Source organism: Halalkalibacter alkaliphilus (genome assembly GCF_023555415.1).
GTDB classification, from domain to species: domain Bacteria; phylum Bacillota; class Bacilli; order Bacillales; family Bacillaceae_D; genus Halalkalibacter; species Halalkalibacter alkaliphilus.
The window spans coordinates 51,910-68,079 of record NZ_JAKRYL010000005.1 but is presented as its reverse complement, the minus strand read 5'-3'; the positions used below and the strand labels follow the sequence as shown (position 1 = coordinate 68,079).

General features: G+C 39.3%; 15 protein-coding genes and 1 riboswitch. All 15 genes read left to right on the top strand.

Features of this window, described 5'->3' with window-relative positions; translation table 11 throughout:
* The first annotated feature begins 65 nt into the window (after positions 1-65).
* Positions 66-557: an A24 family peptidase gene (locus tag MF646_RS06305; RefSeq protein WP_250095647.1), complete on the top strand. Its 492-nt coding sequence runs from the start codon at positions 66-68 to the stop codon at positions 555-557.
* Positions 554-931, top strand: coding sequence for a TadE/TadG family type IV pilus assembly protein (locus MF646_RS06300; RefSeq protein WP_250095646.1), 378 nt, complete (start codon positions 554-556; stop codon positions 929-931). The genes MF646_RS06305 and MF646_RS06300 overlap by 4 nt, the downstream gene beginning before the upstream one ends.
* 2 nt (positions 932-933) lie before the next feature.
* On the top strand, positions 934-1,839 hold the full coding sequence (locus tag MF646_RS06295) for a pilus assembly protein TadG-related protein (protein WP_250095645.1): 906 nt from the start codon (positions 934-936) through the stop codon (positions 1,837-1,839).
* 17 nt (positions 1,840-1,856) lie between these two features.
* Positions 1,857-2,405, top strand: a complete 549-nt coding sequence (cpaB, locus tag MF646_RS06290) for a Flp pilus assembly protein CpaB (RefSeq protein ID WP_250095644.1) — start codon at positions 1,857-1,859, stop codon at positions 2,403-2,405.
* Complete coding sequence (locus MF646_RS06285) at positions 2,402-3,592, top strand: CpaE/TadZ family protein (protein ID WP_250095643.1); 1,191 nt, start codon at positions 2,402-2,404, stop codon at positions 3,590-3,592. Before cpaB ends, MF646_RS06285 begins: the two co-directional genes overlap by 4 nt.
* Before the next feature lie 12 nt (positions 3,593-3,604).
* Positions 3,605-4,960 carry a TadA family conjugal transfer-associated ATPase gene (locus MF646_RS06280; protein WP_250095642.1) on the top strand — a complete coding sequence of 452 codons (1,356 nt, stop codon included), beginning with the start codon at positions 3,605-3,607 and terminating at the stop codon, positions 4,958-4,960.
* Positions 4,960-5,919: a type II secretion system F family protein gene (locus tag MF646_RS06275; RefSeq protein WP_250095641.1), complete on the top strand. Its 960-nt coding sequence runs from the start codon at positions 4,960-4,962 to the stop codon at positions 5,917-5,919. Before MF646_RS06280 ends, MF646_RS06275 begins: the two co-directional genes overlap by 1 nt.
* A gap of 138 nt (positions 5,920-6,057) precedes the next feature.
* Complete coding sequence (locus MF646_RS06270; RefSeq protein ID WP_250095640.1) at positions 6,058-6,855, top strand: type II secretion system F family protein; 798 nt, start codon at positions 6,058-6,060, stop codon at positions 6,853-6,855.
* A 149-nt stretch (positions 6,856-7,004) separates the two neighbouring features.
* A complete protein-coding gene (locus MF646_RS06265) occupies positions 7,005-8,780 on the top strand; it encodes a LysM peptidoglycan-binding domain-containing protein (protein ID WP_250095639.1) in 1,776 nt (591 codons plus the stop codon).
* Between the two features lie 108 nt (positions 8,781-8,888).
* A complete protein-coding gene (locus MF646_RS06260) occupies positions 8,889-9,674 on the top strand; it encodes a hypothetical protein (protein ID WP_250095638.1) in 786 nt (261 codons plus the stop codon).
* A gap of 245 nt (positions 9,675-9,919) precedes the next feature.
* On the top strand, positions 9,920-12,412 hold the full coding sequence (locus tag MF646_RS06255; protein ID WP_250095637.1) for a sensor domain-containing protein: 2,493 nt from the start codon (positions 9,920-9,922) through the stop codon (positions 12,410-12,412).
* 24 nt (positions 12,413-12,436) lie between these two features.
* Positions 12,437-13,735 (top strand): methyl-accepting chemotaxis protein, encoded by a 1,299-nt coding sequence (locus MF646_RS06250; RefSeq protein ID WP_250095636.1) that lies wholly within the window; start codon positions 12,437-12,439, stop codon positions 13,733-13,735.
* A gap of 167 nt (positions 13,736-13,902) precedes the next feature.
* Positions 13,903-13,987, top strand: a riboswitch (cyclic di-GMP riboswitch).
* A gap of 100 nt (positions 13,988-14,087) precedes the next feature.
* Positions 14,088-14,300: a hypothetical protein gene (locus tag MF646_RS06245; RefSeq protein ID WP_250095635.1), complete on the top strand. Its 213-nt coding sequence runs from the start codon at positions 14,088-14,090 to the stop codon at positions 14,298-14,300.
* Positions 14,301-14,331: 31 nt separating this feature from the next.
* Positions 14,332-15,057, top strand: a complete 726-nt coding sequence (locus MF646_RS06240) for a COG3415 family protein (protein ID WP_250095634.1) — start codon at positions 14,332-14,334, stop codon at positions 15,055-15,057.
* A gap of 70 nt (positions 15,058-15,127) precedes the next feature.
* Positions 15,128-16,135: an HD-GYP domain-containing protein gene (locus tag MF646_RS06235; protein ID WP_250095633.1), complete on the top strand. Its 1,008-nt coding sequence runs from the start codon at positions 15,128-15,130 to the stop codon at positions 16,133-16,135.
* Positions 16,136-16,170: the final 35 nt, after the last annotated feature.

Genomic DNA, 16,170 nt, shown 5'->3' with positions numbered 1-16,170 from the left:
CATATCCCTACTTTCATTAATTTTTCTCTTACATGAAAGTAGGGTTTTTTTAGAGGTGACACATAATGACACTAATCATCCTTTTCCTAGCCATGGCTATCTCCTTATTCACAGACATCAAAAACCGCAAAATCCTTAACATCGTAACCCTCCCCGCGATGTTATTAGGTTTGATTCTTAATACAATTAATTACGGATGGGAAGGACTTTTACTTAGCTTTTTAGGCCTCCTAATAGGATTCGGCTTACTCGTCATCCCTTACGCATTAGGAGGAATGGCTGCAGGTGATGTAAAGCTACTCATGGCAATTGGGGCATTACAGGGACCGGCATTTGTGTTCGGATCTTTCTTGTATACAGCTATTTTCGGTGGGATCATGGCGCTTATTATCTTAGTTATGAAAAAGGAATTGCTAAGCTCGTTGAAGCGAATTTTCGTTACACTGCAATTAAAAACATTGGATGGATTAAATAAAAATGACATGCATCATGCGTTTCCATATGGTGTTGCGATTGTATTAGGGACAGTCTGCTATTCAGGAGTAAATCTGCTATGATTCGGTCAGAAAAGGGGCAAGCAGTTGTTGAGTTAGCATTAACCATGACCGTTCTTGTGTTTTTGATCTTTGGAATTATAGATTTTGGACGGATTTTTCATGCCTATTTGACCTTAGAACATGCCAGTCGGGAAGGGGCTAGAGTGGCTAGTGTAGGCGGGACGAATGCGGAAGTGGTTCAGCGGATTAGAGAGGCTTCTCCATCATTGCGCTCTGAGAACATAACCATTGCTCCTATTTCAGCAAGCCGAACACGAGGTTCGTATGTAACGATCGATTTATCGTATCCTGTTTCCTTTTCAATCCCTGTATTCAAAAGTGTGTTACCTGACCCTCTTACATTGAGGTCAAAAACGGTAATGAGGGTCGAATGAGGATGAAGAGGTTTCTTAAACAGGAAGAGGGAGCGGTCATTGTTTTAGTTGCATTATGTATGACGATGTTTATAGGCTTCATGGCATTAGTTATTGATATGGGGTCTCTTTATCTTGAAAAAAGCAGACTTCAGAAAATGGCGGATGCAGCAGTTTTGGCTGCAGCGCAGGAACTACCGGGAAACCGTGAAAAATCAATGAAAACAGCTCACCAAACGATACTGCTCAATGGAGGGGAGCCAACTCATTTTCAAACGGTCATTAATCAAAGCAATTCGTTAATTGAGGTTATCGGCAGCAAAAAAGGAACATTGTTTTTTGCGAAAGCACTTGGAATCAAGGAGCCATTGATTCAAGCGAAAGCGGTTGTTCAATTGCAACCACTCTCTTCTGGTAAAGGTGCCATTCCATTAGGAGTTCAACCTTCGATGAATTTGTCCTTTGGTGCTGTTCAAACTCTAAAAGTAAGTGATTCTGCAAGCGGAAACTTTGGTGCAATCGCGCTGACAGGAACTGGTGCAAGAAACTACGAAACCGATCTAAGAAATGGGTATGAATTTGAACTGAAAGTAGGAGCTGTGCTCGGTACGCAAACGGGGAATTTAGCAGGACCGACAAGGGATGCGGTCACGCCGCGAATTGCAGCTTGTCCAAATGCAACGTATTTGGATTATCCGCCAGGCTGTCAAAGAGTTGTCTTAATACCAATTTTTGAACCAGTACAAGCAGATCAAAACCAAATTAAACAAGTTCGCGTCCTTGGGTTTGCATCATTTTTTATTGAAAGTGTGGCCTCGACAAATCAGGGAGCTGAAGTAACAGGACGATTTATTCAAGTTGCTCATTCTGGGGAGTCTTCTCAAGGTCAAACGAACTACGGAACATTTGGTTTTAAACTTATTCAATAAATGAAGGTGAGACATAGATGAGTACGAAAAAAATATGGGTGCTCGCAATTATATTTGGACTGATAATGTCGATTCTATTCTTTATCGTCATTTCCTATAATGGCAGCACGAATCAAGTGGCAACGGCTACAAGCTTAGAAAGTGAAGAGGTAGAAGAAACGGAAGAAGAGATTCCGCAAACGATTGAAATTGCAGAAGGAAAAAGAGCCATTTCGATTGCAGTTAACGAAGTACAAAGTGTTTCTGGATTTGTAAGACCGGGGTCTTTTGTTGATTTAGTAACGGTGCTTCCGCTACCAGCAGGGGAAGAAAGCACTTCGCAAATTTTACTTAACAATGTCAAAGTACTAGCTGTAGGGAAAACGTTTGTTGATGAATATAGCGAGAATCTAGATTCGTATCAAATGGTTACTCTTGAAGTGAGTCCAGAAGACGGAGCGGCCCTTGCCTTTGCTCAAGAAACTGGAGTTTCCACTCTGATGTTACGAGGAGAAGAGGATAGCGAGCTCTCGCCACGTGTCAACATTTCCTTAGAGCAATTGAAAAAAGGAAAGATGTCAAAATGAGACTGAACTATTATATTCTTTCTGAAAAGCGAATGTATTCGACGGCAGTGAAAATGATGCTCGATGACTTGAAAAAAATAAATAAGATTTATGACCATGTATCTGAGTTGAAAACAGATCTTGAACACTCAAAAGGCACGGTTGTCATCATTGGCCCTAATACGGTACATGACCCGTATGAAATGTGCCAGGATTTATCCCGGATCTTCCCATTAACGGCTGTGCTTTTACTTCTTAACAAAGATGACATTGATTACAAGAAAGCGATGTTTGCAGGAGCGGTTGATGTCCTCGATCTTGAAGGTGATGAAGCTGAGGTCATTGAATCGATCAAAAAGGCTGAAAAAGTGATCAATATCAAAGTAGAGAGTGATCCAAACGTCAAAGGGGAAGAGAAAGAAGCGAAAGTTATTACGGTTTGCAGCACAAAAGGCGGAGTCGGGAAGACGACAATTAGTGTGAATTTGGCTGCGGCTCTTAGTAAGCACAATTTAAAAGTAGCAGTTGTAGATTTAGATTTGCAGTTTGGAGATGTTGCTCTTTTGTTTGACCAATTGCCGAGTCAATCGATATACGATTGGGTAAAGCAATCGTATGAAAATGGCGACAAATCCTTTACTCCATATGTTTTGAAGCATAAAGCAGGAATTGATATTGTTGCAGCTCCTGATTTGCCCGAATTTGCCGAACTTATAAACGGTGAACACATTGCTTATCTTATTGAAGCAATGAAAAAGGAGTATGACATGGTGATCATCGATACTCCTCCAGCCTTTGTTGAAACAAGTTTAGTCGCTTTAGAAAGTTCGGATCTTATTTTACTCATTGCTTCTCTTGATCTGCCAGCGTTAAAGAACGGAAAGCTAGCCATCGAAACGTTAGATTTATTAGGCCTCAAAGAAAAGATCCATATTCTTTTAAATCGTGATTCGGAAATGGAAGGCATGACAAAAGAGCTGATTGAGGACGTGCTAGGCCTTGAAATCAATGGGAGAATTCCAAGTGACTATCGCACGGTGATTTCTTCGATTAATAATGGGGAACCTTTTGTGACAAAGGCCGCAAGAACCCCGGTAGCCAAAGCAGTAATGAAGCTGGCTGAACAATTAATAGACTCTTTTTCTCAAGGGGAAAAAGTGAACAAAGAAAAGAAGAAAAAAGGTTTGTTTTTCCGTAAGAAAACATAGGGGGAGATCCACTTGTCATTATTAAAACGTTTAAATGAAAAATCTCTCTCTTCTTCAGCAACTGAAGGAAGACAAGATTCATCCACTCCTCAAAAAAGGGAAGGAACAAGGCCAAAGGATTCCGAATTGAAGATCGCTTTACAAAGTCACTTAATTTCCGAATTGAAAAAGAAGCCAGACTTAACAGATGAAGAGCAAAAAGAGTTAATTGAAGCCGAAGCGACGAAATTTTTCAATGAGAAAAATGACCGTCTCTCTTTTGAAGGGAAAAAAGAGCTGACTGATGCTGTCACTCATGAACTGATTGGATATGGTCCGATTACAGCTTTGTTAAACGATCCAAATGTCTCGGAAATTATGGTGAACGGACCTTACCAGATTTACGTGGAGAAAAAGGGGAAGCTCGTCTTGAGTGATTATTATTTTCGGGACAATGACCATATCTTACAGGTGATCGAAAAGATCGTTTCACCGCTTGGAAGAAGGATTGACGAGAGCAGTCCGATGGTTGATGCACGTCTTCCCGATGGGTCGAGGGTCAATGCGATCATTCCTCCGCTTTCATTGGTAGGTCCGACGATTACCATTCGTAAATTCCCGCAGAATCGTTTGCAAATTGCTGATCTAGTCGGGTTCGGTTCGTTAACAGAGGAAATGGCCCAATTTCTAGATGCGTGTGTAAAGGCTAGATTGAATATTTTCATTAGCGGAGGAACAGGGAGCGGTAAAACGAGTCTCTTAAATGTCCTGTCTTCTTTTATTCCAGATGATGAAAGAATCGTAACGATTGAAGATGCTGCAGAGCTTCAATTAGGTCAAGATCATGTCGTTTCATTAGAGACAAGACCTCCAAACATTGAAGGTAAAGGGGCCGTAACGATCCGAGACTTAGTAAAAAACTCATTACGGATGCGGCCAGACCGAGTCGTTATTGGTGAGGTGCGTAGTGGAGAAGCATTAGACATGCTCCAGGCCATGAATACGGGACATGACGGTTCCTTGGCAACTGGGCATTCGAACTCGCCAAGAGAGATGCTCTCACGTCTTGAAACGATGGTTCTAATGGCTGGAATGGACTTGCCGATTCGAGCAATTCGAGAGCAAATTGCCGGGGCAGTCGATCTCATCATTCAACAGTCGAGATTAAAAGACGGCAGCCGAAAAGTCGTGAAAATTACAGAAGTGATTGGGATGGAGGGCGAGACGATTGTTCTGCAAGATTTATTTACATTTAATCAAACAGGGACGACAGCAGAAGGAAAAGTGATCGGAAACCATGGCTCTACAGGCATTCGCCCTTATTGTTCAGAGAAATTAGAACGGTATGGCTTTGAGCTGCCTGCTGAATGGTTTAATGGTGATAACTGATGACAATTGTTATTTTTATGCTTTCGACGCTAAGCTTTGCCTTATGTGGAACTTACTTCTTCAATAAGCAGCAAAAGATAAAAAAGAGAATTCATCAGTTTATTCCAAACGATGGAAAAAAAGTAAAGCTTGAAAAAGCCCCGAAGCCAGTAAAAAAAGTAACACTTAAAAGCTTTCTGCAACAGCTTTCCAAAAACATCAAAACGACAGATACAAAGCGAAGCCAGCTTGAGATAGAACTTGAGAGTGCCGGACTCCCTTTGAAAGTTGAAGAATTTATTACGATCAGGGTCGTTATTTTTGGCTTCGCCTTCTGTCTGACATTGCTGATGGGTATCCAATTGCTTCTTGCGATTGTATTCGGCTTACTCGCATGGAAGCTGCCTACTTTTTATTTAAAAAAGAAAAAAAGTGCACGAATCGCAGCATCAGCAGCTCAACTGCCGCAAGTGTTAGAAATAATGGCTAATTCAATGAAATCGGGATTTAGCTTTATGCAGGCGATGCAGCTAGTTTCTCGAGAAATGCCGGATCCAATTGGGATTGAATTTCAACGTACGATTAAAGAAATCAATTTGGGGATATCTACTGAAGAGGCGTTTGAAAACCTGTTACAACGCTTGCCTAACAAGGATTTAGAGATCGTTGTAACAGCGGTGTTGATACAACGTTCTACAGGTGGTAATTTAGCTGTCATTTTGGAAACTATCCAAGAAACGATAACTGAGCGAGTACGGATGAAAGATGAACTTAAGGCCCTTACGTCTCAAGGCAGAATGTCAGCACTAGTCATAACATTATTACCTGTCATTCTAGGGCTGCTTTTAAACGTCATGAATCCTGATTATTTTAGCCCAATGTTCAGTCATCCACTGGGATTAGTACTGTTAGGTGGAGGGATTTTCTCTGGATTATTAGGGTGGATTTTTATTCAAAAGGTAGTAACGATTGAGGTGTAACCGATGTTGATGTTATTGTTGTGGATGTTTTCATTTGTCTTTTTTACATGTATTGGTTTTTTGTTGATGCATAGAATTTACAAAAACAGATTGATTATGCAACGAAGAGTAGCTCCTTTTCTCAATAAAGGGACGGATTTGAGTCGGCCTAAAGAAGAGGAAGATCGGAAAAATCGAACGTTTTATGTAAGGCTCATTAGGCCAGTGTTATTAAAGATGCGGCTCCTCATTGTAGGAAGACTGCCCAAACACAAGATGGCACAAATTGATAGAAGGCTTCAAGCAGCAGGCTATCCACTTGGAATGTCAGCTGGCGACTTTGTTTTGCTGCAGCTCTTTCTGCCGGTAACTTTATTTATCTTATTCCTGCTTTTGTTTGTACCAGCAGCTGAAGAAACAGCAAAAGTCGTTATCCTTTCAGCGATTGTCGCTATTTTTACGTACAGTTATACGAATTACTATTTAGCAGCAAAGGGCAAGCAGCGGACAAAGTTAATTGATAAAGCAATGCCAGATTTCTTTGATATGTTAAATGTCTCCATTGAAGCAGGGATGGGATTAGACGGGGCATTAAAGAAAGTATGCTCTCAAATGGACAGCCCTCTTTCTCAAGAGTTTCTGTCGAGCTTAGAGGATATGAAGCTTGGGAAGTCAAGAAAACAAGCGTTTATCGAACTAAGAGATCGTGTCCCGTCAGACTTCTTCAAAAGTGTGATGAGTTCTATCATCCAAGCCGATCAAATGGGGATTGGAATGAGCAAGGTGTTACGGACTCAGACTGTGCGAATAAGAGAAAAGCAGCGGTTCACTGCGAAAGAGCAGGCAATGAAAGCTCCGGTTAAGATGCTGATTCCTATGGTCTTATTTATTTTTCCTACTTTGTTTATTGTTCTGATTGGGCCAGTCATTGTGAATTTAGTTATGCAATTTATGTAATGAAACCTCCAATATATTTTGGAGTTTTTTTTTCGGAAAATTGCACGGTTCTTTCTTATTCAACGACTCTGCTTTCTAACTTCTTGTTTTAATAAAAAAAACTCAAAAGGAAACTCTACTCGTGTAATAGTTAAAAAAGAGGTGAAGAAATGTCTTTATTTGACCATCATCAACTTAAAGAAGAAAACGGTGAATTAGTCGTTTATTTATACGTAAATCCTGCTACTGTTGAATTTTCTAAAGAGCTAGGAGAAGTGCAACTGAAAGATCACTCAGAGGTTCGGGAAGAGGCAGAGCGTTACGTTATTACCCATTCTTTGTTTAGAGTGAAAACAGTCAAAGTAGTTGTCGGTTCATTTATCGTAGTATCTTTTTTATTTTCAGATATAAATTCGAAAGCGGAAGCCTCCACCACTAATGCTATCGTGGCAACAAGTCAAATTGAAAGTTATCCGACTTTATTTATAAATGGTCAACGCATTACTCAACTTCAACAGCCTGCCATATTAATGAATAGAACGATCTATGTACCATTGCGAGAAATTACCGAAACTCTAGGGGGGACGATTTGGCGAGATACGAGAACGAATACAACGGGGATAGAAATTAACGGGACAACGATTTCTTTTGTTGTTGGTTCCAATTCAGCGCGAGTCAACGGCCAAGTCGTTCCGATGACAAATTCAATCATCTTAAATGGGCGAACGATGATTCCTGTAAGATTCTTAGGAGACAGCTTAGGCATGACAATCGAGCGAGATGCAAGAGCGAACACTGTTGGTTTGTCAGAGAAATCTTCGCAAACAGGAAATTCTTCCACCTATACAGTTGTTGCGGGCGACACACTATCTACAATAGCGAGCCGTTTTAATACAACGGTAGCGACATTAAGACAGGCTAATAATCTAACCTCCGATGTTATTTTTGTAGGCCAAGTCCTAAAGGTTACGGAAACGTCATCTCCTAGCAGCACTCAGCCAACGAGTACACCAACTACTTATACGGTTGTATCAGGAGATACCTTATCAGGGATAGCGAGCCGTTTTAATACAACGGCGGCAGCATTAAGACAAGCTAATAATCTAACCTCGGATATGATTTTTGTTGGGCAAGTGCTGACGATTAACGGAACATCAACTCCAAGTAACAGTCAAGCAACGAGTACTACAGCTTATACGGTTGTAGCAGGGGACACACTATTTTTAATAGCAAATCGGTTTAATACAACGGTTAACGCTTTACGTCAAGCGAATAACTTAACATCTGATACGATTCGAGTTGGACAGGTTCTAACAATTCCAAGTGCTGGGGGGACGCCATCTAACAACCAAGCCGTTACAAAGACGGAAACGACTCATACTGTACGTTCAGGGGATACAATGTGGGGCATTAGTCTGCAATACGGGATTCCCTTTAATGAATTATTATCTTTTAATAACATGTCGGACCGAAGTACCCTTAGTGTAGGGCAAACGATTAGAGTACCGGTTTATCATGTACCGATTAGGCCGGTTGTGAGTGAACGGCATGGGGAACTGTTAGATTGGTGGACAGAGGCGAGATATGTCTTTTCAACAGGGAAAGTTGCAACGATTACGGACTTTGATACAGGACGTACTTTTCAAGTTAGGCATACAATGGGTGGAAACCATGCCGACAGTGAGCCTTTAACAGCGCGAGATGCGCAAATTATGAGGGAGATATGGGGTGGCAGTTACTCCTGGACACCAAGAGCCATCATTGTTGAAGTGGATGGTAGAAAATTAGCTGCAGCGATGCACTCCTTCCCACACGGAGACCAGGTGATAAGGGACAATAACTATAATGGCCATTTTTGTATTCATTTCTTGAATAGTCAGCGCCATAATGATGGGCAAGTTCAGGAGTCTATGCAAACGCAAGTGATACGGGCGGCAGGAAGATAAGAGAATAGAGAGAACTAGGTCGAGAGCTGATGTGCCATTTCCTCGACCGGTTTCACAAAAACTTTAAAGACAAAGGTATATTGATGCAGGGGAATTGGAGGTGGGCAAATGGAAGTCCTATCAAGAAAGTCACTGCTGGCATGGCTGATTTTACTGCAGTTAGCTGAAAATGAAACAGATAGTCAGACTCTCACTAAGGCCATTCCGAACGAGCTGTCATTATTCTCTAGTACAAGCAGTTTAAAAACACAAGTGAACAACCTTTTAATTTCATTAGAATTAAAAAATTACGTTACAAAATTTTTTTACGGAAGATCTCCGCTTTTCAGTCTAACTGCTAAGGGAGAAAGCTTTTTGAAGCAGCCCCTTAATAGTTGGCAGATGACCCTTGAACGTCAAATGATAAGTTTAGAAAGAATGTTAGAAGCATGCTTGAACCTGCAGCCACCTTCTAAAAAAATCAATCTTAACCACGATGAGTCACTTTTTCTTGCGCAAAATGTGCAGTCGAAACCGGTTTTATCTAGTTTGAGCCTGATAGAGCTTGAAGAAAGGAAGAAACAATTAGGACCTAAAGAGCATTCCATCTCCCTAGTTGAACTGCAGAAAGTTTTCAAAAAAACATATGGCTGGATTTGCTCGAGTCCGACATTTAATCAATATATGATGACATTAATTGAGGAGAATTATCTGCAGTTAGATTGGCAAACCGAGAAAAATAACCATAAGGTCCGAGTGGTTGCGATTGATGAAAAAGGTGAAGAGGCGATTCCTGACTTATCATCTAACGCAGAAAAAAAGCTACATACGACACTGACCTTATTTCAAGAAGTACAGGATCTTTTTCAACGAATACGTGCTAAGCGATTATCCCTACATTCAAAGTGGAATTGAGTTAGTTCAGTTGAGTATTAAAAAAGTTAATGCGTAATGTACTAACTTTTTAGTACGTATATCTTTATAGGTTTATTTACCTGGTAATTGATAAAATTCGACAAATTGAAACGAGGTATAGCAATAAAGGGTAAAGTTTCCATAAAAATTAGCCTATATATTACAAATTTCGACAAAAATAAATGTCGTTTACATGTAAAATAGTTAATAAGATTTGTTACCAAAAGACTATAAAAGGTGGTTTTATGATTTCACTACAAAACTTTTTTGATACGTCTGCATCAGCTGTTGATTTGGAAGCATTAGAAACATATAAAACGATTCTTACTCACAGTACGGATTTAACATTTATTTTAGACCATAATGGCACGATATTATCTACAAACAGCAGAATGGAAAAAACGATTGGTTATAAGGAAAATGAATTACAAAACCAGTCATTTTTTACATTCCTGCCAAATTATGAGCCGGTTAAGCTTTTTACTGCTTTGTCTACCGTTAGAAAAGGGAATCCGATCACTATTACTTTTTCTTTGCAACATAGAGACGGACACTTAGTTGATATAGATATTACGGCAATCCCAATTAAACATGATAATAAAATCACTGGTGTAATTGGAATCGGAAAAAATATCTCGAAAGAAAAGCAGCAAGAACGTGAATTAGTTAAAATCCAAGAAAATCTTAATCAAGTGCAAATGATCGGGAATACGGGCAGTTGGGACTATGACGTGATTGAAGATGAAGCATATTGGTCAAAACAGATGTATCGTATTTTTGGACTGCAGGAAGATTCCTCTTTTATTCCAACATACAAAAGCTTTCTCTCATTTATCGATCCGAATGATCGTGAACGTTTTATGAAAATATTCGAAAAGTCCTTAGAAATTGGCGAGAGTTTTCAAGTAGAGTATCGTATTGTCAGAACGGACGGGAAGAAGCGAGTCTTAAACCAGCAAGCTGATGTGATTTTAGATGAAAGCGGCAATTCAGTCCGCTTTATTGGAACAATCCAAGATATAACGACACAGCGACGGACAGAGGAATTGTTAAAAACGAGTGAAGAACAAAAGAATTTTATATTCAACAATCTTGAAGTGGCTATCTGGTCTGTAGAGGTTGCAACAAATAGAGTGCTGTATTGTACAAAAGGATTTGAAAATATATTTGGTTATCCACGGCATGCAGTTGAAAACGCAGCAGATTTCTGGCTCAAAGTCATTCATCCAGATGATTTTCAAGCTGCGAGGAACAATCAAAATGTCCTTACGGAAGGCAAGGATATTAAACACCAATATCGAATTATCCATGCCTCGGGAACAGTTAAGTGGGTATCGGACCATACGATTCCTGTTTTAGATGAAGAAGGAAACCTCATTCGTTTAGATGGGATTATGTCAGATATAACGGATCAAAAACTTGCTGAAGAGAAAATGAGTTATTTGGCTCACCATGATCATTTAACGAAGCTTCCAAACAGCAGGATGTTTGACCAAGTCCTTCGCAATAACCTTGTTCAAGCAAAAGAGAAGAACATGCAGTTTGCCATTTTGTATTTGAACTTGGACCGCTTTAAGAAAATTAACGATACACTTGGACACCTAGTTGGAGATGAATTGTTAATAGAGGTTTCAAGACGGTTAAATTCATTGATGCCAAAAGAGGGCATCACAGCTCGGATGGCAGGCGATGAATTTGCGGTTATTCTAGCAGATATAAAATCAGTAGCAAAGGTAAGAGAGTTTGCCAATGATATCCTTCAAACTATGCTTAATCCTTTTCAAATAAAGGGTTTCGAGCTTTATATGTCAACTAGTATAGGAGTGAGTATCTACCCTGAACATGGCGGGACGTCAGATACACTTATGAATCATACGAAGGCTGCTGTCAACCGAGCAAAGCAATTAGGAAAAAATAATGTTCAGCTATTTAGTAACGCACTGTCCGGTAAACCAACTGATCATTATGAGCTGGAAGCAGATATGAGAAAAGCGCTGATTAATAACGAGTTTGAAGTGTACTATCAACCACGTGTGTGTACGAATACGGGGAAGATTCTTAGTGCTGAAGCATTAATAAGATGGAACCATCCAGAATTAGGCTTTCTACCTCCTATAGAATTTATTCCATTGGCTGAAGAGAACGGGTTAATATCGGAAATCGGTGACTGGGTTGCCAAGACAGTCTGTATACAGTTAAAAGCTTGGCAGGGTGAACAGTTACAGGTTGTCCCGATATCGATTAATATTTCAGCACAAGGATTCTTAAGAAATGACGTTATTTCCAGGTTTCAGTCTCTTTTGGATGAAACAAACATAGATCCACATCTTCTAGAAATAGAAATAACGGAAAGCTCCTACATGTTTAATATGGAAAAGGTCGTACAGGACCTTGCTGAATTAAGAAAAATGGGCATAAAAGTGGCGTTAGATGATTTTGGAACTGGTTTTTCATCTCTAACACAATTGAAAGAGCTGAAAATTGATACGTTAAAAATCGATCGATCTTTTATCAAACATATCGCAGAAAAGAAGCAAGATGAAGTGATTACATCTGGAATTATTGAACTTGCCCATGGGCTGGACATTCAGGTTGTTGCAGAAGGTGTTGAGACGAAAGAACAATTAACTTTATTAAGAGCAAAGAACTGCGACCAAATTCAAGGATATTTGTTCAGTAAGCCAATCCGAGAAGCCGAGTTTCGAAGTTTGTTAGAAAAAGGGTTTATCCAGCATTAATTTATTAAAAAGGGGCAGCAAAAAATGAAGCTCGAGCAAAGAAATGATAAAAAGAACATACGACTTAATTTACAAGCGAAGCTGACAATTATGATTGTTATTCTCATTTTTGTTATTACTTCTCTAAGTACGACAGCAACAGGAGTAATTCAAGCTTATATTGAAAATATACTGCTGCTTAATATCATAACAGCAGCTGTCACGATTACTCTTGGAGCTGCAGGGGCCTATTTTATCATAAGGCTAATCCTAAAAAAACCCCTTGAACAGTTAACTGAACTGGCAATAGCATTTAAAAATAATGATTATACAAAACGAATTACATTAAAAACCGGGGATGAATTTCAAACATTGAGTAAGGTTTTTAATGGAACAGCTGATCAAATGGAAACATTGATCCGGGAAATCCAAGATTCCAGCGAAATTCTTACTAATCGGACGATTGAGCTGAAAGGATCGTTACTAGAAACGAAGGAGGCTGCTCAGCAAATTGCAGCGAGTACCGAAGAATTCTCCTCCGCTTCTGAACAGTTGACCAGTGAGGTTGGGAGAATTGCCGATGAAGCAACAGATATGTCGGCGGGGTTGCAGCAGTTTTCTGTAAGCATTGAGCAGGTTGATGACTCAGCCACTAATGTGATTGACCATGTTCTTCAAGGTGAAAAAGCCATCGCTGCATCAATAGATAGAGCCGAATCGACGAAAAGCAAGGTTGGTGAGACCGTTCAAAATGTGACGCAACTTAATGACAAGTCGAAAGCTATTAATGATGTCATTGTTATTATTAATGGCATTGCTGAACAAACGAATTTACTCGCTTTAAATGCTTCTATTGAAGCTGCACGAGCAGGAGAGCATGGAAAAGGCTTTGCTGTTGTCGCTGCTGAAGTAAGGAAGCTTGCTACACAATCAACTGAGTCTACAATACAAATTCAACAGCTGATCCAGGATATTCAAAGCAGCATTACTGGTATAGTTGGAGATACTCAAACTAGTGAAAATGAAATTGAAAGCTTAGTTAAAGAAGTGAAGCACACGGGAATGGCGATTAAAAATATTAATGAAGCTGCCGCAGACATTAAGAAACAGACTAATGAAATCCGCCAAACGATCAAAGAATTAACAAGCAGCAGTGAACAAATAAATGAGTCGATTACAAATACGTCTGCGGTGATGGAAGAGTCAAGAGCTAGTACGGAAGAAGTTGCTTCTTCAACTGAACAACAGACGGCAACGATTAACGGGTTATCAAATATGAGCGAGGAGCTCCAAGGGTTGTCAGCAGATTTAGATAAGTTAATAAGGAAATTTCATATCTCTTAAACAAGTTTAGAATGAAGCACTTATTCTCTTTAATTGGATAATGGATAGGCAATTAGTTGTGTTTATTCGTGTTAATATTAATTAGTTTTTGTCTAATGATTGCGTATTTTGTCGTATTGTGTAAAATGAAATAGTAATAAAATCATAGAAATGATCTTAATAAAGTTTAACGATAATAGCAAACTTATTGAAAAATAAGGACGCAAAGCCACGGGCCTAAGGTGTAATAACTATGGCAGCCGGGTTGCCGAAAAAACTGATATGAAGGTGGATATCTGTTTTTTAAAGGTATCCACCTTTTTTTGTTGCCTCGGTATTTTCCAAAAAATCACTAATGGGAGGAGAATACACTTTGTGTAAAGTAGCGTCTGATCTAAAAAATGGCTTGAATTTGTCTGAACAAACGATGGACGATTTAAAAGCAAGATACCATGTTTTAATGAAAGAATTGAAAACTGCAAGAGAGGCTTTCCAGTTTGAAAGAACGTCAAGTGTGAAAATGGAAATGGTATACATTATAGAAGAGTTGAAAAATCGCAAGGTAAAGAAAGAGGAACAATCATAATTATATTTATGCTAGGAGTTAGAACGATTACATGTCAAGAGGAAGAACGAAACAATTTGCACATTTAGAGGACGAATGGATTCGACTTTATGAAGAAGAGGGCTGTACGTTTTCTGCTATTGCAAAGAAGTATAACGTACAGCCTGAAACTGTTTCAAAATATATAAAAAATAAAGTTCAAAAAAGAAGTCGAACACGCTTTACTCAAGACCAAATTGCAGCATGGACACAAGATTACCAAAAGGGTAAGACCTTTGCAGCTATTGCAAGGAAATACAAAGTTAGTGAGACAGCGGTGAAGACAAATGTCTATAAGGAGATTCAGCCTATTATTGATGAGTTAAAGTGGACGTGGGTTTCGCTGTATAAAAAGGGGAAATGTCTGAATACGATTGGCAGCAGCTATCACTTTCACCCGAAAATTGTTCTTAATACGATAAAAAATGAGGTAGGTCTAGTAATTACAAGTAATCAACATATCTATGAACCCTTCATCGATGAGTGGAAGAAACTTTATAGGGAAGGTCTTTCTTTTCAATATATAGCTGAAAAGTACGATGTTAGTGCAGACACGGTCTATCGTAATATAAAGGATTATGTCGACGTTCGTAGTAAAAAAACGAACACGGAACATGTAAAGGTGATGGCGGCAATATGGAAACAACTTTACTTTGAAAATGGCAAGACCCTGCAAGAAATAAGCCAATCATATGAAGTGTCCGCCTCAACTATAAGCAGGCAGTTACATGCAAAGTAAATGAGTTCATTTTTATGAGATTTATAATGCGACAATAGAACTATATAATGGGAACTAAGGGGGGCGAACAATGCGAATGATTGGAATAGAAGAATACGATGAACGTACGATGCAATTAGCTAAGCCTATATGTGACTCGAGAAGAAGAGTATTACTCGGAGCTGGCAATGTCATTCATCCAAAGTATAGAGAAAAGTTAGAGCAAATTGGGATTAAGTATCTCTTCATTGAGGATTTCAAGTCAAAAGGGATTTCTTTGGAAGAGATGATGGATATGCCAACATGGCTCGATATTATTACGGTGACAGAAAATGCTTATAAAGCAGCAGAAACCAATCAACCGTTGCCATTACCCGAAATACAAAAAGCAGTAAAAAAGTTAATCTCTGAAGTGCAAAAGCGTAATGCGATCATGCTGATCCCAACAACGGCTGTTGACCAAAGCTTATTTTTATATGCGCATGCTGTAAATGTAACATTGATTGCCTTACAAATAGGGAAAAAGATTGGTCATACATATACACAGCTTAATAACTTAGGGATTGGCTGTTTGCTTCATGATATTGGCAAAACCCGGACCTCAAACAAAGAAGAGCATCCAGAAATAGGATTCAATATTATACGGGTGCATCGGGAAATTAACTTGGTATCCGCACATATCGCCTATCAACATCATGAAACCATTGATGGAAAAGGGTTTCCTCGAAGTCTTGCCGGAAACGATATATTAGAATTTGCACAAATATGCAGTCTTGCTAATGATTATGATCATTTAATTTCACAAGATGGAATCATGCCTCACGAGGCAATTGAGCAGATTATGACATTTTCAGAAAAGAAGTACAGTCATCATATTGTACTTGCTTTTAGTCAAGGGATTATAAGTTACCCGCCTGGTACAAATGTCCAACTAAACATTGGCAGCAAAGGGAGAGGGATCGTTACAAGAATTGAATCGAACCCGCATCGTCCGATCGTGAGGCTGCTCGAGTTAAACAAGGAAATCAATTTAAATCAGCATCCAACGATTATTGTTGAGACGATTTTGAAAGAAGAGAATCATAGACAGCTAATCTAGATTTCGATCCTCATAAATATAAGAAGCTGAAGGAG